Origin of the sequence: Chryseobacterium sp. AG844, assembly GCF_003182335.1 — a bacterium.
Taxonomy (GTDB): domain Bacteria; phylum Bacteroidota; class Bacteroidia; order Flavobacteriales; family Weeksellaceae; genus Chryseobacterium; species Chryseobacterium cupriresistens.
This window is the reverse complement of sequence record NZ_QGTV01000004.1, coordinates 92,825-111,547: the sequence shown is the minus strand read 5'-3', so window position 1 is coordinate 111,547 and position 18,723 is coordinate 92,825. Positions and strand designations below refer to the sequence as shown.

Annotated in this window: 22 protein-coding genes; 8 read left to right on the top strand and 14 right to left on the bottom strand. The window is 36.2% G+C overall.

Going from position 1 to position 18,723, the window contains the following annotated elements:
* Positions 1–230 precede the first annotated feature (230 nt).
* Both DEU40_RS06080 and DEU40_RS06075 read left to right on the top strand, forming a co-directional pair.
* The gene (locus DEU40_RS06080; protein WP_110009012.1) at positions 231–1,634 is read left to right on the top strand and encodes a nucleoside recognition domain-containing protein; all 1,404 of its coding nucleotides are present in this window, start codon (positions 231–233) and stop codon (positions 1,632–1,634) included.
* 65 nt (positions 1,635–1,699) lie between these two features.
* Positions 1,700–2,092: a hypothetical protein gene (locus DEU40_RS06075; protein ID WP_110009011.1), complete on the top strand. Its 393-nt coding sequence runs from the start codon at positions 1,700–1,702 to the stop codon at positions 2,090–2,092.
* Between the two features lie 15 nt (positions 2,093–2,107).
* Here DEU40_RS06075 and DEU40_RS06070 read toward each other — a convergent pair whose 3' ends face one another.
* From DEU40_RS06070 to DEU40_RS06055, 4 genes are all read right to left on the bottom strand, one after another.
* The gene (locus DEU40_RS06070; RefSeq protein ID WP_110009010.1) at positions 2,108–2,998 is read right to left on the bottom strand and encodes a ferric siderophore ABC transporter substrate-binding protein; all 891 of its coding nucleotides are present in this window, start codon (positions 2,996–2,998) and stop codon (positions 2,108–2,110) included.
* 35 nt (positions 2,999–3,033) lie between these two features.
* A complete protein-coding gene (locus DEU40_RS06065; protein ID WP_062672905.1) occupies positions 3,034–3,432 on the bottom strand; it encodes an ExbD/TolR family protein in 399 nt (132 codons plus the stop codon).
* Positions 3,433–3,444: 12 nt separating this feature from the next.
* Positions 3,445–4,149, bottom strand: coding sequence for a MotA/TolQ/ExbB proton channel family protein (locus tag DEU40_RS06060; RefSeq protein WP_110009009.1), 705 nt, complete (start codon positions 4,147–4,149; stop codon positions 3,445–3,447).
* 171 nt (positions 4,150–4,320) lie between these two features.
* Positions 4,321–4,782 carry a hypothetical protein gene (locus DEU40_RS06055; RefSeq protein WP_110009008.1) on the bottom strand — a complete coding sequence of 154 codons (462 nt, stop codon included), beginning with the start codon at positions 4,780–4,782 and terminating at the stop codon, positions 4,321–4,323.
* 168 nt (positions 4,783–4,950) lie between these two features.
* On the opposite strand from DEU40_RS06055, the gene DEU40_RS06050 reads away from it, so the two are divergent.
* From DEU40_RS06050 to DEU40_RS06030, 5 genes are read left to right on the top strand one after another with little or no spacing between them, the layout of a single operon-like run.
* Entirely contained in the window at positions 4,951–6,747 is a 1,797-nt protein-coding gene (locus DEU40_RS06050; protein ID WP_110009007.1) for a DUF885 domain-containing protein, read from the top strand.
* 6 nt (positions 6,748–6,753) lie between these two features.
* Complete coding sequence (locus tag DEU40_RS06045) at positions 6,754–7,311, top strand: hypothetical protein (RefSeq protein ID WP_146207829.1); 558 nt, start codon at positions 6,754–6,756, stop codon at positions 7,309–7,311.
* An 8-nt stretch (positions 7,312–7,319) separates the two neighbouring features.
* Positions 7,320–7,766, top strand: coding sequence for a DinB family protein (locus tag DEU40_RS06040; protein ID WP_110009005.1), 447 nt, complete (start codon positions 7,320–7,322; stop codon positions 7,764–7,766).
* Positions 7,767–7,818: 52 nt separating this feature from the next.
* Positions 7,819–8,421: a hypothetical protein gene (locus DEU40_RS06035; RefSeq protein WP_110009004.1), complete on the top strand. Its 603-nt coding sequence runs from the start codon at positions 7,819–7,821 to the stop codon at positions 8,419–8,421.
* Positions 8,411–9,097, top strand: coding sequence for a glycosyl transferase (locus DEU40_RS06030; RefSeq protein WP_110009003.1), 687 nt, complete (start codon positions 8,411–8,413; stop codon positions 9,095–9,097). Before DEU40_RS06035 ends, DEU40_RS06030 begins: the two co-directional genes overlap by 11 nt.
* 236 nt (positions 9,098–9,333) lie before the next feature.
* Here DEU40_RS06030 and DEU40_RS06025 read toward each other — a convergent pair whose 3' ends face one another.
* The 5 genes from DEU40_RS06025 to DEU40_RS06005 all read right to left on the bottom strand — a co-directional run bounded on the left by DEU40_RS06025 (position 9,334) and on the right by DEU40_RS06005 (position 13,835).
* Complete coding sequence (locus tag DEU40_RS06025; protein WP_110009002.1) at positions 9,334–10,164, bottom strand: DUF6625 family protein; 831 nt, start codon at positions 10,162–10,164, stop codon at positions 9,334–9,336.
* Positions 10,165–10,230: 66 nt separating this feature from the next.
* Positions 10,231–10,413, bottom strand: a complete 183-nt coding sequence (locus DEU40_RS06020) for a TIGR04149 family rSAM-modified RiPP (protein WP_110009001.1) — start codon at positions 10,411–10,413, stop codon at positions 10,231–10,233.
* A gap of 81 nt (positions 10,414–10,494) precedes the next feature.
* Positions 10,495–12,111, bottom strand: coding sequence for a vitamin K epoxide reductase family protein (locus tag DEU40_RS06015; RefSeq protein WP_110009000.1), 1,617 nt, complete (start codon positions 12,109–12,111; stop codon positions 10,495–10,497).
* Between the two features lie 22 nt (positions 12,112–12,133).
* Positions 12,134–12,907 carry a GLPGLI family protein gene (locus DEU40_RS06010; protein WP_181397936.1) on the bottom strand — a complete coding sequence of 258 codons (774 nt, stop codon included), beginning with the start codon at positions 12,905–12,907 and terminating at the stop codon, positions 12,134–12,136.
* Positions 12,908–13,214: 307 nt separating this feature from the next.
* Complete coding sequence (locus tag DEU40_RS06005) at positions 13,215–13,835, bottom strand: endonuclease III domain-containing protein (protein ID WP_110008998.1); 621 nt, start codon at positions 13,833–13,835, stop codon at positions 13,215–13,217.
* Between the two features lie 33 nt (positions 13,836–13,868).
* Between DEU40_RS06005 and bcp the strand changes: the two genes are divergently transcribed.
* Positions 13,869–14,318 (top strand): thioredoxin-dependent thiol peroxidase, encoded by a 450-nt coding sequence (gene bcp / locus DEU40_RS06000; RefSeq protein ID WP_110008997.1) that lies wholly within the window; start codon positions 13,869–13,871, stop codon positions 14,316–14,318.
* An 89-nt stretch (positions 14,319–14,407) separates the two neighbouring features.
* On the opposite strand, the gene DEU40_RS05995 is transcribed toward bcp, so the two are convergent.
* Genes DEU40_RS05995 through DEU40_RS05975 form a run of 5 tightly spaced genes read right to left on the bottom strand, consistent with a single transcriptional unit; the run spans position 14,408 to position 18,603 of the window.
* On the bottom strand, positions 14,408–14,941 hold the full coding sequence (locus DEU40_RS05995; protein WP_110008996.1) for a GNAT family N-acetyltransferase: 534 nt from the start codon (positions 14,939–14,941) through the stop codon (positions 14,408–14,410).
* Positions 14,910–15,572 (bottom strand): hypothetical protein, encoded by a 663-nt coding sequence (locus DEU40_RS05990; RefSeq protein WP_110008995.1) that lies wholly within the window; start codon positions 15,570–15,572, stop codon positions 14,910–14,912. Before DEU40_RS05990 ends, DEU40_RS05995 begins: the two co-directional genes overlap by 32 nt.
* 31 nt (positions 15,573–15,603) lie before the next feature.
* Complete coding sequence (locus tag DEU40_RS05985) at positions 15,604–16,686, bottom strand: mannose-1-phosphate guanylyltransferase (RefSeq protein ID WP_228406452.1); 1,083 nt, start codon at positions 16,684–16,686, stop codon at positions 15,604–15,606.
* Positions 16,687–16,688: 2 nt separating this feature from the next.
* A complete protein-coding gene (locus DEU40_RS05980; protein ID WP_110008993.1) occupies positions 16,689–17,279 on the bottom strand; it encodes a SprT-like domain-containing protein in 591 nt (196 codons plus the stop codon).
* Position 17,280: 1 nt separating this feature from the next.
* Positions 17,281–18,603 carry a TolC family protein gene (locus DEU40_RS05975; RefSeq protein WP_110008992.1) on the bottom strand — a complete coding sequence of 441 codons (1,323 nt, stop codon included), beginning with the start codon at positions 18,601–18,603 and terminating at the stop codon, positions 17,281–17,283.
* Positions 18,604–18,723 lie beyond the last annotated feature (120 nt).

Genomic DNA, 18,723 nt, shown 5'->3' with positions numbered 1-18,723 from the left:
GCATTTCATTCAGCAATATTACTTAAATCAATGCCTTTGCTTAGGGCGAACGCCTTTGCGAACGAAAAATCAAACTTCATCATTAAAAACCTTTGCGTGCATTGCGTTAACAATACACTTTAAGATTAGAAGCCATCATTATTTCTCTTTGGCAACAGAATAACAAAAGACTTTAGTTATTTTTGTGGTTTAAAGTATTTTTGATAAGTTTAAACAATTAAATCAATCAGATGGTTCTCAGCAGAATTTGGTCGGCTTTCATTATCATTGCCATTGCCATTGCCAGTATAAAATACGTTTCGTCAGGTAACTACAAAACCATTTTCAATGATATGGTGGTGGGAAAAGGAGGTGATACAGTGAAGATTGCATCACAACCTGTGAGCAGCCTCTCTCCTATTGTAAGAGACAGCCTGATGAAAAAGAATGATTTTGCAGACAGCAGAATTCATTATAAAACTGATTCTTTAAAACAAAATGTAAATGTTTATCGTGTTCAGGAAGCCGATGGAGTTATTGGAACTTCAGAAACAGCCGTAAAGATCTGTCTTGGTCTTATCGGAATCATGACTTTATTTATGGGATTCATGAGCATTGCTGAAAAAGCAGGTGGCATCAATCTTCTAAGCCGTTTGATTCAGCCGTTTTTCTCTAAGTTATTTCCTGATATTCCTAAAAATCACCCTGCATTCGGGCATATGCTGATGAACTTCAGCGCCAATCTTCTGGGATTGGATAATGCAGCAACCCCTTTTGGTTTAAAAGCCATGGAAAGCCTTCAGACCTTAAATCCCAATAAAGATACCGCCAGCAATTCACAGATTATGTTTCTGTGTCTTCATGCCGGAGGGATGACATTGATCCCGGTCTCGATTATTGCCATCAGAGCCTCTATGGGATCAAAAACCCCTACAGATATTTTCCTGCCATGTATGATTGCCACTTTTGCCGCTACACTAGCTGCGATGATTATTGTTTCTTTATACCAGAAAATCAATCTTCTCCGTCCGGTAGTAATCGCTTATGTAGGCGGAATTTCGGCTATTATTGCCCTTTTGGTACTGTATCTTGTACAATTGAGTAAAGATGAACTGGATGATTTCAGTAAAGTATTAAGCAATGGTCTGATTCTCTTTATCTTCCTTGCGATTGTATTAGGAGCCGTTTATAAAAAGATCAACGTTTTTGATGCCTTTATTGAAGGGGCAAAAGAAGGTTTTACAACTTGTGTTAAAATTATTCCTTATCTCGTTGGGATGTTAATTGCGATTTCGTTATTAAGAACTTCCGGTGTATTTGATGTCATCATTGACGGAATGAAGTGGGTAGCCAATATTGCCAATATGGACCCGAGATTTGTGGATGGACTTCCAACTGCATTGATCAAACCTTTATCCGGTTCAGGAGCCAGAGGAATGATGGTAGATACGATGACAACATTCGGAGCTGATAGTTTCCAGGGGAAATTAGCCGCAGTGCTTCAGGGAAGCTCAGATACGACGTTCTACGTGATTGCAGTATATTTTGGCGCCGTAGCCGTTAAGAATACAAGATACACGGTAATTGCCATGCTTATGGCCGATTTAGTCGGCGTTATCACTGCCATTGCATTAGCTTACTTATTCTTTGCTTAATGAAATCTGCAGGTTGAGCAGATGCTATTAACTTTAAACATTAAACTTAAAACTTTAAATCCATTATGATCACAGATAAAGAATTCACATTAAGACTCATCCGCCAATTAACTCAGGCATTAGAAAAATTGATTCTCGACAAACCTGAAAAAAGTTTAATGCAGAAAGAACTGGATTTTGATACGTTGATGAGAGATATTTTCAAAATGAACTTCACAGAGGTTGCTTCTAAAACCAAGGAAGAAATGATCGCGATTGTGAATGAAAGACAGGAAAGAGATCACAAAGATTATTATGAAATGCTTGGAAATCTATTTTATTTCAACAGCAGACATGATCAGAACAAAGATTTTCAGGATAAAGCAAAGACATTCTACGAGCTTTATCTTCAGACCAGTGGTATTTTTGCCCTTCCGGTCATCAACAGAATAAATGAATTGAAAAAAGCACTTGAATAAAGTGCTTTTGTATTTTTAGAAGGTAATTTTGTAAGTTCCGGTTGAAGATGTATTGGCTTTTTCTGCTTTTACATATTTCTTAACCCAGGCCACAGATGTGGATGAGACACAAGGATCCGAAATCCCGCCGGCTCTTCTTGCGGACACTACATTTCCCGCTTTATCTACGGTGTAAGCAATGGTAATCGATCCGCTTGCCGTACAACTGTGTGAGGGCTGCGCTCCGCCTCTTCCCATTGTTCCCGGAATATAACCAACCAATTTTCTGTCGATTCCTACTTTACTGTCACCGTTTCCATCACCGCCTAAAGGATCTCCCGCATTTCCGATACCATCACCGGTTCCCTGGCTTCCGGCTTTAGTTCCTCTGCCTTTAATCAGGTTGCCTATCGCTGCGGTTCCTTTTCCGTCACCATTTCCTGTTTTTGAATTGGCAGTGGTCGCTCCGGATTTTTTAGTATTTTTAGAAGCACTTGTGCTGGTTGCTTCTTTTTTCTCAGCTTTTTTGGATTCCTCTTTTTTAGGAACGGTTGTTTTTGAATTGTTTCCTGTAATAACCTTCTCTTTAACCTCTGTTTTCTTTGGCTCCGGAGTTGGTACTGGTTCTGGTTTTATAACTGTTTTTGTTTCCGGAACCGGAGTTTCTGCAGGCTCGGGTGCCACTTCTTCAGTTGCAGCGGCAAGGCTTCCCGGCTGTTCGGCAGGTTCTTCAATTCCCTTTCCATTTCTGTTATCACCAAAATTAACCAGCATGGTAGTAACCACTTCAGGATCTTTATCCAGTTCAGGTTTTAATTTATACAAAAAAACAAAAAGCAGAATAGCAGCCCAGATGAGAATAGAAAGCAATGCGCTCTTTACTCTGTCTTTATTTTCTTCGTTTCTGTTTGCTGTATAGCTTTTCATCTTAAAACGTAATTCTTTCCGGAAATCCGGATATGTTATTTGTCTTTAACGGTTGCAATAGCAATATTAAATTTATGTTTCTCAGCAATTTCCATCACAAAAACAACATCTTTATGCAATGTGTTTTCATCAGCTCTGATCGTAAATGATTTATTGGTCTGGCTGGCTAATTTATCTACAATAATTTGCTCCAATTCTCCTTTATTGGCAGGATTATCATCTACAAAAAATGAACCGTCCGGCTTGATGCTTACCGTTAAAGGATTGGGAATATTATCATCAACTGCCCCGGCTTTCGGAAGATTCACATCGATGGCACTTTGATTGGCCGCCGAAGAGGTAATCATAAAGAAAATCAGCATCAACAGGATAACGTCTGTCATCGCTGCTAAACTGAATTCCGGATTCGCTTTATTTCTTCTTTGAATTTTCATCGTAAGAAAGATTTATAAAGGTTTGTTGATAAGGTCTAAAAATTCTCCTGACATATTCTGGGCTTTCAGGACAAATTTATCAATTCTTGTCAGTAGAATATTATAACAGAAGTTGGCAGGAATCGCTACAGCCAAACCTACAGCGGTCTGCCCTAAAGCGGTATAAATACCTTCTGAAAGTGTTTTCGGAGAGAATGACCCTGTTGCATGAGATAGATTAAAGAAAGCAATAATCATCCCGATTACTGTTCCGAGAAGTCCCAGCATTGGTGCGATACTCGGTACGACAGCCAAAAGGTTCAGGTTTTTTTCCATATTGGCAACCTCTACCTGTGCCTGTGATTCCATAGCACTTACAATATCAGAAACGGGACGTCCTAATCTTGAAATTCCTTTTTCTAAAATTCTTCCTTCCGGAGAGTTCTGGGTTTTGCAGTAATCTGCTGCTGCCTCTATTTTTCCAGCCTTGATGAAGTCTTCGATATTGTTCATGAAGTTGGAATCTGTTTTCGATGTCAGCCTTTTGATAAAGAAAAACCTTTCAAAAAACAGGTATAGAGAAAACACTCCCAATAGTAATACAGTGACCATCACTATTTTAGCGAAAGCTCCTCCATGGAACATAATTTTCCAGAATGAGAACTCCAAGTTGTCTGCAGCAACTGCAGGGGTAGTGATTTGTGCGAATAAAATCTGAGAAAGTTCCGTTAACAGCATTAAATGTAAATTTTATTAAATTTCAACGACAAATGTAGGAGAATATTATGAATTGAACTCTTAAAAATTGCTTAAAAACAACTTAAAATTTGTTACAATTTTACAAACAGCAAATTTCTTTCCAAAAAATAATTTGAAAAGAAATCTACAGTTAAAAAGGCAGAAGCTCGGTTAGTCTTCTTCTACCTCAATATCATCTTGTTTAAATTCGCATTTTAATCTAAAAGGGATCGGTGTATCTGATCCGGTATAGAAGTCATCAATAGTTCCTTTCCAGATAACCTGAAGCTCCCCTTCTTCGTTTTTTTCAAAAAGAAGCTCATTATCATAGATATAGGCATCTTCGTCATCAAAAAGATCTACTTCTGTATAGGTTTCTTCATCAGAGTCATTGATGATGATGGTCTTCCCTTCTATTTCCGCCGATTCGATAGGAAAATCAAAAACTTCAAGTGAAAGCTGCGGAAAGTTGTACTGTAATGAATCATCGTCCACGTGATCCAAACTGTCATCCGTAATCACTTCAACCTCTAAAAAATGTTGCTGGTTGCTGTAAACGGCCTTACAATAAGTATTTCTGATATTGTATTTTAGCGTTTCGTCCGGATGGTAAATTTTTAAAATCCCTTTCATTTTTTCTTAAAAAAGAGCTGTAATAATATGATTGTTAAACGTTTTAGACAAAGATAAAAAATTGATTCAAAGTTAAAAGGATTTTGAAAATAATTTTTTAAAATCAATGCATACCATAAGCATGAATATCCCAATAATACTTACTTTTGTTTTCATAAAGATTGTGAAATGAAAAACATTTTATCAAAAAGTATTCTGGGATTAGGGTTGATGATCGGTCTTGCTTCCTGCAAAAAATCGGATTCTCCCCTTACAAAAGTGACACCCAGCAACCTGGATTCTATCGCTTCGAACTATTATGAGCAATATCTTAAGCTATACCCCTTAGATGCTACAGCACAGGGAGATACAAGATATAACGACCAGCTTCCTATCAATATTGATAAAGATTTTATCTCAGGAGAAGTAACATTCTACAATTCTGTACAGAAACAGCTGGAACATGTAGATTACAAAAGTCTTTCTGATGAGGATAAAGTGGTATATGATGTTTTGGATTATACTTTAAAAGATAAAATTGAGGCCTATGCCTATCATCCGGAATATATTCCTTTCACTCAGTTTGGAGGGCTGCCACTTACTTTTCCACTGTATGGAAGCGGACAGGGCAATCAGCCTTTTAAAACCGAAAAGGACTATAGTGACTGGCTGAAAAGAATGGAAAAATTTCCGGAGTGGATGAATGCTGCTGCGGACAACTTCCGTGAGGGAATCAACAATAAAATAGTGCTTCCTAAAAAACTGGTTATCAAAATGATTCCTCAGATGAGAGCTGAGGAAATCACTACTTCCGATATGGAAAAGAATATTTTCTACGGACCTATTAAAAATTTCCCTAAAAACTTTACAGAGGCTCAGAAAGAAAAATTCTCAGCACTTTACAAAGATGCTATTACGAAAAAAATCATCCCGGCTTATACTAAAATGGGAACATTTTTAGAAAAAGAATACCTGCCAAAAGCAAGGGATACAGACGGATACAACAGCCTTCCTAACGGCAATGAGATCTACAACTATTATGTAAAAAGCTGGACTACCACAAAGAAATCACCTGAAGAGATCAATAAGATCGGGCTTCAACAGGTTGCAATGCTTCGCGCAGAAATGGAGAAAGTAAAACAGCAGGTAGGCTTTACCGGATCTCTGGAAGAATTTATCACTTTTGTTAAGACGGATCCAAAGGCAATGACTTTTAAAACATCTAAGGAAGTTTTAAATGCATTCAACGGGATCTTAACTAAAATAACTCCGAAGCTGAAAACAATGTTTAATGTAACGCCAAAAACAAAGTTTGAGATCAGACAGACGGAGAAATTCAGAGAGGCAAGTGCCAGCGCAGAATATATGCCGGGAACTCCGGATGGAAAAAGAGCAGGTATATTTTATGTTCCGCTTCCTGATCCTACCAAATTTAATGTTACTTCGGGAATGGAATCTCTTTTCCTTCATGAGGCGATTCCGGGGCATCACTATCAGGTTTCTCTTCAGCAGGAAAATACAAGGCTTCCTAAATTCATGAGATTCGGATGGTTGGGAGCATATGGTGAAGGATGGGCTCATTATTGTGAAACATTAGGTCCTGAATTCGGTTTATATACTGATCCTTACCAGAAGATGGGATATTTAAGCGATCAGATGCTGAGAGCAGTAAGACTTGTAGTAGATACGGGACTTCATACCGGAAAAATGTCAAGAGAAGAAGCGATCAGATATTTCTTAAGCAACATTTCTTATGATGAAGCATCGGCCACTGCAGAAGTAGAAAGATATATGGCGATGCCGGGTCAGGCCTTAGGCTACAAAATAGGGTCTTTAAGAATCCGTGAGCTGAGAGAAAAATATCAGAAAGAACTGGGAAACAAATTCAATCTGGCAAGCTTCCATGATGAAGTTTTAAGCCAGGGATGTCTTCCGCTGGACGTTCTGAACAGAAAAATGGAGCTTTGGGCTCAAAAACAAAAATAGTTTCATATGAAACTATTTTTGTTTTTTTCAGGTATTTTATTGATGGCTTTGAGTTGTCAAAAAGAGCAGAATTTTGGAAATTTTACTGTTGATAGTAGCTTACCTAACCATGATAGTATTCTAGTTCTCTCAAAATATCCGGAACTGAAGCTTTATAATAGTGAAGTTGTTGAAAGCAAAACAAGAACAGCACATATTGTTCAAACTGCAAGTTATTCGGATGGCTTTCGTAAGGGAACGTTTTTATTCAATGATTATAAATGTAAAGCTCAATACCTGAATGACTCTCTTACTATCAAATTGAATAACAATAATGGATATTTTGGAAATGGTATTTTGATTAAAGTTTTTAATAATCAATTTTACATCAGAGATATTGATCCTAAAACCTTAAAAAAGGAAGAAAAATTCATAAAATCTGAAGTTTACAGTCAAAAATTAGTTCTTAACAGCCATAAATTCGCCACAAATGACAGCATATATGGTTTTATAGATTACAAATGCAATATTGACAGTTTGGTTGACAAACACTTTAAAGGATATTTTAAAACTATAATACAATAATAACTGGTATGATCACAGAAAGTCTAAGATCTCTTTACAACAGAGATTTAAATAAGTTAAAAACGGAACTGGAAGCCTATCAAAGCGAAGAAAATCTTTGGAAAACGGATAAAAACATTGCCAACTCTGCGGGTAACCTTGCCCTTCATCTGGTCGGAAATCTTAATCATTTTATCGGAACACACCTTGGAAACACAGGATACGTAAGACAGCGTGACCTTGAATTTTCGTCAAAGGATATTCCCAAAGCGGAACTTATTGAAAAGGTGAAAGCCACTGCGGCAATGATAGATTCGGTACTTTCCCAATTGTCCGATGAAGACCTGAAAAAAGAATATCCATTGGTTGTTTTTGAAAGTGCCATGACAACCGATTATTTTCTGATCCATCTGCTTGCTCATCTGGACTATCATCTGGGGCAGGTTAATTATCACAGAAGGCTGTTGGACATTTAATCTGATTTATTTATTTTTATTAAAACTAATTTATCCTGAAAACCCAATCATTATGAAGAAAATATTTGTTTTATCTTCAAATCCTGAAAAATTTTCTGGTGCCTTAGAACATTATACAGAGAGAAATTTTACACCTGAATTTATTGTCACAGATGAACATTTAAGTTTCACAGAAGGAATACAAAAGGTAATAAAAGAAAGTGATGATGAAGACTATATCATTATTTCAACCTCTCAACATCGGTTTTGTCCTAGTTTTTCACAAGATCATCTTGAAAAATGTATTGAAAAGGTAAAAAGACTTGAAGGTAATTTATTGCTTGGAGGTCTCCTAAGCTTTGAAAAAGTGATCGAAGTTTCTGATCATATATTCTGGGTTGATGGTTTCAAGGGATCACAGTTCATGATTATTTTCAAAAAAACATATTCTCTTTTCTTGCAAAGGAATTTCAATACTAAGCTGCCTCTTGATGTTTTTTTATCATCACATCTGGAAGACGTCTTTGTAATACATCCATTCATTTCTCAGTTTGAAGATGACGGAAACCTTCAATCATTCGAAAACACCACTGATTTTCAATATATATATGACAATCCGGAAGTTTTTCTTGATGAACTTTCCCAAATAAAAAAATACTACAGCTATGAGCCATAATAACTTTTCAGAAATTATGATCCCCACTTACATTATCAATCTGAAACATAGAGAAGACAGAAGGGAAAGTGTGTTAAAAGAGTTTGAAGGCAGACCGGAATTTGGCTGCCAAATTGTAGAGGCATGTATGCATGAGAAAGGGAATGTAGGCCTCTGGGAAAGCATAAAAAAAACGGTATCTCTTGCTATTGAAAACGAAGATGATGTGATTATCATTGTAGAAGATGACCATGTTTTTACAGAACATTATGACAGAGATGCGTTTATAAATAATATTATACAATCTAATGAGCAGGGTGCTGATATTCTGGCCGGAGGCATTGGAGGAGGCTTTAGATTTGTTGTTCCTATTACAGAAAACAGGTTTTGGATCAATCATTTCTGGTGTACCCAGTTTATGGTGGTATACAGTCGTTTTTTTGATCATATACTCAATGCAGACTTTGGCCCGGAAGACACTGCAGATAACTTTTTATCACAACTGTCAGCTCATAAAATGGTATTATATCCTTTTGTCTCCGTTCAGAAAGATTTCGGATATTCTGATATTACTGCAGAGAATAATATTAATGGAAATATTGAACATTATTTTAAAACAGCAGATCTTGCCCTTGGTATCTATCAAAAAAAGTACAAACAATTGGTTTTAAATAATAAAAAAGAGAGAACAATATAAGGTTCTCTCTTTTTCTTTTCATAAAATGATTAGCAACAGATCACTCCTGAAGGTCCACAATAAGCCTCCATACTCCCATGGACTAGACACATCACTGCCTGGCAGTTACATGATGTTGGGCCCGATCCTGCTTTAATAACTCTCATTTCCTTTCTGTTCATGTTATTTTTAATAACATTCATGCTCATTTTTTGTAATTTTTTCATGCTATTATTTTTTAATTAGTAGTACAGTAATTACCAATAAATTCTAGTGGGGCTTACATTATACCTGTTGGGGATTTTTGCAGGTACTTTTTCGGGGTTGTATACTTTTTTAAGCCAAAACATATGAAACATAATTGCCTCATATTTGTTTTTATAAATAACTTTTCCATTATCAAATTTTACTCTCCCCGTATAGCCCTCCATAAGAATAAAATCAAAATGAGTTCTGAGAATTCCTTCTCTTTCAGCATTTTTCATGATATGGGTAAAACTTTCAATTTCTGTTTCAATTTCGAAAATAGGAATACCTTCTGCTAGATCGTCCCAAACAAAATTACATTCATCAAAACAGAAGTGATCCGGCATAGAAAATACCTTTTTATAGTCTTTACTTCTTTTAAAGAATGTATTCATCAGTTCATTATTCCTGTACAGACCAAAGCATCCGGTGGTATAATCATCTCTTACACTTATATAATCATAGCTATCGAGAAATTCATTGGTAAAAAAAGCTCTTATATCTCCGTAAATAAGATCGAGATCACAGTGCCCCCAGAAGTCATACTCTTCTATAAGTTCAGGAAACATAAAACCATATGCAGGCTTAAAATCACACAGCTTATAAGGATAATCTATGTTGATTGGAAACCCAAGTTTATCAGATGTATCGCAGATGATATCTTTCAGATTTTTATGGACTATTTTTACATTTGAGGGTAAGTTTTTTACCTCCTCTGTATTATCAGTTATAATCACAAAATCTACACTTGGATTAAAAGCACAAGAATGCAGATAATAGGGCATATACCATGGATATTTACCATACCAGCATGTAATTAAAACTAAACTTGGTGTATTCATAGGTTAAAAAAATTCTGTAATTGCAGAATTGCAATTACAGAAAAAATATAAGTTATTTTTGATTGATTAGCAGCATTTTGCTGGCCATCCACCGCCACATATAGCTCTCATACCATTCATATAGCAGTACTGTGAGTTACAGTTACAAGTTCCTGGCTCACCTCCTGAACCCGCTTTAATAACTCTCATTTCGTTTCTGCTCATTTCGTTTTTCATAGCATTTAAGCTCAGCTTTTGTAATTTTTTCATAGAAATTTGTTTTAATTTGTTTGCCTACTCTTTAGATTTTCGGCTTCCTCTTTGTATAATTATTATAATAATTTTCTTCTTTTATCTGTATTCAACCTCCAATTCCTTTACAGAATCATGCTGTTCATTCCATTCGTCCTCAATAAGATCCGGCATAAATACTTCTATATACTTTTTATTAAGTCTTACAGGATATGTATAGTCGTTGATAAAGTAATGTGGTGTGAAAAACAGGTTATTCTGTAAATTTTCATAAGAAACAGAAACCAGTTTATTCAGTAGAAAGGTTCTGTTATCAAGAGTTGTACTGTATTTTTTCAACCATTTCTCTGCCTGTCTGTGACTATACCAGTCATGAAGAGCTTCAATAAATTTGCCTTCGCCTTTTGTTTGATAAATGTTCAGGAGCTGGATCAGCATCTCTTCTACTTCAGCAGTTACGACTCCTGTCATATTAAATCTGATTTTGATGTTGACCTGATTTTTATATTGGTTGTAAATTCTCTGCAAGAAATCATGCGCTTCTCTACAGTATCCGCACAAAGGGCTTGTAATAAAAGTAATTGTAACAGGAGCATTTGGATTTCCCAGCAGGATTGGCTCAGCTTTTAAAACAAGGGGGTCTGTGCTTGTAAGAATATTTTTAAAGTAAGGATAATGCCTTATATATCTTGAGTCAAACTCCGCATCCTTTTTCAGCACTGCATAGGTTATCAAAGCTTTTTTAATAAAAATATAGGTTCCGGAAAAAGCGATCACTACTGATGACAAAAGCAAAACTGTTAGGAGGTCAAGATGTACATTATTCAGTATCTCCGTCATGTTAAATGACAAATAGATAAGCTGTGCATAGATTACTCCTATAATACTCAAACATATTGGACACCACTTCTTTTCTACTTTCATCTGAAAATAAACAGAATATAATGTAAATGGTATACATCCCAGCAGAGAAAAACCAATTAAAAAATAATAATTATTGATAAGCTCCTTATTAAAAACAAGCAGTGAAAAAAGCTGAATCCCAAAAAGAAAAACACTTAGATCACTCAATTTGAACCCTGCAATTTTTCCTTTTTCAGAGTTGATAATCTGGCTGCAGCTTGACTTCTCATTTCCATCACAAAACTGCGCAGAAAAACCAGACTCCAGCCCCAGCTCTGTTTTTATAGCTTCAAAGGCTAAAAGCAACCCCACCATTGTAATCGCACCGAAACCACTTATAAACCAGCCTCCGATAAAATACAACACTACAAATACTGCACAAAAGATGAATGCTGGCAGGAGTTTATTGTAAAAGACATTAGACGGTTTTGTGATTTCTCCGTTATTTTCAGCGGCCAGTACCGCACCAGTCCACAAACTCTCCATTTCAGGAATGGAGATAGTCTTCTGCACACCCTCATGATCTGTATATAAAACCGATTGCTCCTTTTTTTCAATATATGATAAAATCAAATGCCCGTTTCCTATATCTAATATGGTTAGAAATGTTTCCGGTAAATGATCAAAATCCTGAAAATCAACCATAAAGGCACCATTTGGAATACCAAAAAAACCAAGAGCATCACTAAAAGCCAGAAGACTAGGTGTCTCCGGATGCGATTCTACCTGATAGATGTAATCATTCTTATCAATTTTTACATCAATCGATTTCAGATATAAAAAAACAGCGTTAATTTCTTTTCTTAATTCCATGGTTATAGTTGAATTGTTGATACTATCTTTCGATGGTATTATCGTTTTCCCGGTGATATTTTTTTATTGCTTCGGCCTGTTGATTCATCTTATTCATGATTTCCAGACTTTTACTAACATCTGCCATACTTTGCATCAAAACAGGCAAGGGATCATTTATGAAGTTTTCTTTATTTTTAATGTAGGCTTCTTTTGACATCAAACTCTCATCCATTACTGATTCTGTTTGCAATGTAGACCGGACATTTTTTTTACTGCCTTTCAATTTCCATTGATATTCATTATTAGCATCTTTCAGCTCTATAATCAACCCTGGAAGCCCCATAAAAACATAAGGACCATCAAAAACCGGAATATCCTGAGTAAACCATGCTATCCAATGTCTTCCTCCATAATTGGCTTCTGCTTTTTGTACTTGAAAAGTCCCGGTATTTCTTTTTTCCGGTAAAAGCTTCCAATGAAGATCAGGATATTCTTTATAGGAAATAACACCTATAAATAAATCATCTTTCAGAATAACTGATGAATTACCAAGATCTTTTATTACCTTAAAATTCATTGTTCCTAATGATAAAACTGGGGATTGTGTTGTGAAAAGAGAATCAGATTCCCACTTTTCTTTTCGAATGAATACAGACCTTTTATCAAGACTGTCCAGATAGAATATGTCGGTCTTTATCGTCTTATTTTTGGTAGAGGGTTTATAGGTAAGTTCATAATAAAACCGATGAACCTGCCCTTTACAGGCACAGGAATATAAAACTATAAAAAAAACGAAAAGATTAATTTTTTTCATTTTGGTCTTCATGGTACTGAGCCAAATATATCTCTTTTTATGGAAATACAATACTTCTGTAACAATTTACAGTAAAGAAAATTACGAAAAAGAAAACTATTGTCTCTAAATGATATTATAAATCAGGCAGATAAAGTTTTCTTTATGAAATAAAAGAATTATCGTGAAATTTTACAAATATCCTTTATTGGTGAAAAAAAAATTTAGAATTTAAATTATGAGATAAAAAAAAACACTATAAAATAGTGCTCTTCTTGTTCTATTTGTAACTGAAAATAGTTCTTAAAATCCTAAATAATGTTAAATTCTATTTTTCAAATAACATTTTTGTAATAAAATCTTTCTCTCCTTTTCCTCTTGCCGGAGAATATTCTCTTCCGTAGAAAATAATCTGAAGGTGAAGTTTATTCCATACTTCTTCAGGGAATAATTTCTTGGCATCGCGCTCTGTTTCCACCACGTTCTTTCCTGAGGTAAGTTTCCACTGTGTCATCAGACGGTGAATGTGGGTATCTACCGGAAAAGCAGGAAATCCGAAACCCTGGCTCATCACCACTGAAGCAGTTTTATGCCCTACGCCCGGAAGGGCTTCCAATTCTTCATAAGTTTGCGGAACGATACCATTATGACGTTCCAGCAGAAGTTCTGCCATTCTTTTAAGGTTTTTGGCTTTGGTATTGGAAAGTCCGATTTCTTTGATGAGTTCTTTGATTTCAAATTCTTCCAGCCTGGCCATTCTTTGTGGAGTTCCTGCCACGGCAAAAAGATCAGGCGTAACCTGGTTAACTTTTTTATCTGTGGTCTGCGCGGAAAGTGCTACGGCCACCATTAATGTATACGGATCGGTGTGATCTAACGGAATAGGTGTAGTCGGATATAATTTATCCAGTTCTATCTGAACGAGCTCAGCTCTTTGTTTTTTTGTCATGTAACCCTTAAATTTGAACAAAATTAAATCATTATGCTGAAAGTTGGAGATAAATTACCTGAATTTGAAGGATTCAATCAAGACGGAGAAACGGTAACCTCATCAAAGTTAATAGGAAAAAAACTGGTGGTTTTCTTCTACCCGCAAGCGAATACCCCAACGTGTACCGTGGAAGCCTGCAATCTGAGTGATAATTATTCCAAGCTTGAAAAAGCAGGATATCAGTTACTGGGAATAAGTGGTGACAGTGTAAAGAAACAGAAGAACTTTCACAGTAAATTTGCATTTCCTTATGATCTTATTGCGGATGAAAACCGTGATATCATTGAAAAATTCGGGGTATGGCAGGAGAAAAAAACGTTTGGAAAAACGTATATGGGAATTGTAAGAACGACTTTTATTTTCGATGAAAATGGTGTCTGTACAAGAGTGATTGAAAAAGTAACGTCAAAGACTGCTGCTGAGCAGATTCTGGAAGGTTAATTCTTTTTGAAACACAAATATCACAAATGCTTTCACAAATAACACGATTTACGATCTATACGTTATTTGTGAAAGCATTTTTAGAAGTTTTATTCGGTTTCGTAATAGTTGAGTTCTTCGGTTTCGCCTGGAAGTATGACGTGTTTTTTAAACCTCAACCCTAATTTTTCGATCAGTTTTTGGGAAGAAATATTATCCTTTGAAATAATGGCTGATATTTTTGTTAATCCGAAATCATCCATTCCAATAGACTTCACTTTCTGAGCTGCTTCGTAGGCATATCCCCTACCTTCGAACTCTTCCAGCAGAGAATATCCTATATCCACGATATCAAGACCTTCTCTTTCGAAGATTCCTACTGCCCCTACTTTTTCATTGCCTTCTTTGGTTATTAAAAGATAGTTTCCAAATCCAAGTCTTTCAATCTGGGGAGCAAATCTGTTGAGAATATAATTTTCGGCATCTTCAACAGAATTAACATTGCGATTGCCGATATGTTGAATGAATTTTGGTCTGTTATAAAGGTCAAAGACGAAATCTTTATCTTCACGGGACATGGGACGAAGGATTAATCGCTCAGTCTCATAGATATTATCTGCGTTTGGGTGTTTTTTTAGACTCATCTTTCTTGGGTTCTTCTTTTTTTTCGATTTTCAACAATCTTGGGTTATTAGCACATTTTTTATTGTAAAGCTCAATATATGTTCCATTGTCTTTTACATTGCTTACAGTACCTGTAGATTTATTTACAGTGACTGTATAATGTGTTTTCTGGTAAGGACATTCCTTTGAGGTCAGTTTTCCAAGATCCAGATAGTAATTCGATTGATCTTCATGGTAATTGCCGGCAAGATCCTTGAATTCTTCATCCACCATATATCCCTCAGCAGCTAATACAACCGCAGCCTCCTGAGCATTATCAATTCTGTCAACAAACTTCTTCAATCCCACTACATCTGTTACATAATTTACTTTACCTCCTTCTGAGTAAGCAATATAATAAAAGCTGTCTTCACTAGGGAAAAGATTGAATCCTGAGAACTGAGGAGTGTAATTTACCTTACCCGAAGTCTTTATTTCTTCACCTTTACCGTAGCTGTTGTATATCAGCACCCACGAGTCTACTCTGCTTCCTGGGTTGATCTGCTGCAAAACAGAAGGTATATTTGAAAACTTTTTCTTCTCCTGAGAATATCCTAAGATTCCCAGAAGTAAAAATGTAAGAATTGTAAATCGGGTTGCAGTGTTACTCATAATTTAAAAATCAGCAGAAATATACCAAATATTACATGAACTTCTCGCCTTTCTTAAAGTTTTTCAGATCAAGAACATAGTCTTTAATGAGCTGGTCATTAGCACGCGGACAGATCAGAAGTGCCTTATCTGTATCTACAACAATATAGTTTTCAAGACCATCAATGATTACGGCCTTGTTATTATTCTTTAAACGGATGATATTTCCTTTTGAATTATAAGCAAGTAAATGTTTCAGTTTTACCGCGTTTCCGTCTTTATCTTTTTCTGTATTTTCATATACGGAAGTCCATGTTCCAAGATCGCTCCATCCCAAATCTGATGGAATCACATAAACATTCTTTGCTTTTTCTAAAATTCCGTTATCAATAGAAATCTTCTGAACCTTCGGATAAATGGTTTCAATACAGCTATTTTCTTTTTCTGAGTTGTACTCACAAGCCATAAAATGCTGCATCATTTCTGGAAGATAAAGATCAAAGGCATGATGGATACTTTTCACATTCCATACAAAAATTCCTGCATTCCAAAGGAAATCACCGCTTTCCAGAAAGCTTTGGGCAATTTCAAGGATAGGCTTTTCTGTGAATGTTTTCACTTTAAAATATTCCGAACCCTTTTTTTCTACAAACTGAATATATCCATATCCGGTATCAGGCCTTGTAGGGGTAATCCCTAATGTTACCAGATAATCATTTTTTGAAGCCAGCTCAAATGCCAGCTCCACTTTCTCCAAAAATACATCTTCTTTAAGGATCAGATGATCTGCCGGCAATACAATCATCGTTGCATCCGGATTAATCTCAGCAATTTTGTTGGCCATATACAGATTACAAGCGGCTGTATTCTTCATCAAGGGCTCGCCCACAATATTCTCTTCAGGAATTTCCGGAAGCTGCTGATGGGAAACAGGAACATACTCTTTATTCGTAATTACGAATATCTGCTCTTTAGGAATTACCTTGCTGATTCTGTCATAGGTCTGCTGAATCATAGTGCGCCCGGTTCCTAAAATATCCTGAAACTGTTTTGGAAATTTTTGCGTACTCATCGGCCAGAACCGGCTCCCGATTCCTCCCGCCATTATAACGCAATATCTATCTGATTTTAACATTATTAGCTACATTTTTCTACCCTCGCTAAAGGCTTGAAAGAATACTTCCTTCCAGTAGCCAGGTTCTTACAAAGATAGTTTTTTTTAACCAGACCTTCTAATAAATACTTTTCGTTGCGATAGATAAAGAATTCTCCCTTTTTAAGCTCCTCGATAAAATGAAGACTATCATCCTGTTTCTCAGTATGAAAATATCTTACCAGATCAGGGCTTGCCATGAAATTGGCTTTAGGCGATTTTGAAAATTTTACAATAATAGGTTTGAGCTCTTCATCATAAACCTCAAGGCTTTCCAGAAGCATATTTCTAAAAGTTTCTTTCCATTCGTTGCCGTGGGGCGAAATTCTCCGTCCATATTTTTCGAAAGCAATCAGATGTGCGAGCTCGTGAGTGAGCACAAAGAAAAAGAGTTGTGGGGTAAGGGTTGAATTTACCGTAATTTCATGCGAATTATCCGGAAGTTTTCTGTAATCTCCCAGTTTTGAATTTCTGTTTCTTGTAACTTTTATATGTATATAGTAATCTGCAAACCAGATTCTTAAATATTTAAGTGTATTTTGAGGTAAGTATTTTTCTAATGATTGAATTGGCATTTTACAAACTTAATGGAATTCCTGCATAGAAATTCAATAGTTTACGACTAAAAAGATAATTATATTTTGCCTGCACTACTGATCCCTGTGCATTTGCATAATTATTTCTCGCCACATTGACGTCGTAGATGGTGGTTCTTCCGGCAGCATAACTTTTATCGGCAAAATCAAGAGCCAGTTTTGAGCTTTTTTCAGCTTCCACTGCAGCCAGATAGGTTTCATAATTAGCATCAGCATCAAACTGAGCTTTCTGAACATTTTGTCTTACCGTCTGCTTCTGTTGTTCTAACGTATTCTTGGCTATACTTTCATTTATTTTAGACTGTTCTACCTGAAGTTTTGTTTTTCCTTTATTGAAGATAGGAATATTCAATGATAACCCAACATTTTGCCCGAACTGATCTTTATATTGTTCAAAAAAAGTTCCCTGCACAGTACCTGGCATAGGATCAAACTGCCTGTTATAGAAAGTGTTAAGACCCGCACTTGCTGTTAACGTTGGCCAGAATGCTGTTTTGGTTACTTCAGTTTGTGCTTCGGCAGATCTTATCCTGCTTTCGGCTGCTTTGATCTGCGGTTGTATCTCATACGCCGTTGTAAGCACTTCATCTACAGTATTGAGTTGCAAATCAAGTTTTTCCGGAACGTTTACATCTTCCACATCGAAACCTTTGTAATCTGAAAGCTGTAATAGCTGAGCGATGGCAAACAAGGCACGACCAACGTTTACCTCTGCTGTTTTAAGGTTTTGTTTCTCTCTTGCCAGCGCAGCTTCAGCCTCAGCTAAAACCGTCTGGGCAGTTGTTCCAACCTGGGTTGTGATCTTAGCTCTGTCAAACTGTTTCTGGGCATTATCCACAGCACTCTGAGAGATTTTAACGATCTCTTTATTCAACAAGGCAGTCAGATATTGCTGAGCAATCTGAAGGGAGATATCATTTTTAATGGTTTCAATGTCATATTGGCTTGCTTCTACATCAAACTGGGCTTTTCGTACATTTTTCTCTAATCTTCCATTATTATAGAGCAAAATATCGGCTCCCAGGCCAACACTGTTATTGAATCTGTCGTTTCTAAAACTTCCCGCTCCTAATGACCCTTGCCCGAAACTCACCCCATTCGTCATACTCCCCGATACAGATGGTAAATATTCTTTTTGGGCTGCTTTAAGATTATATTCCTGGTTTTGTTTGTTATACTGATTTTGGATAACCTGAAGATTATGCTCCACTGCATAGCTTACACATTCTTTTAAGGACCATTTCTTCTGAGCGCTCAAACCCAGATAACCTAATCCAAAAACGATGATCCAAACTTTTTTCATATGTATATGTTTATTTGTTTTTAATGGTCATATGGAACCGTGTCATCTTCATCAGTACTGTTACCTGTGAATCACAGCGATTTCATATTAAGATTTTTCAATATTAGACGAATTAAATAT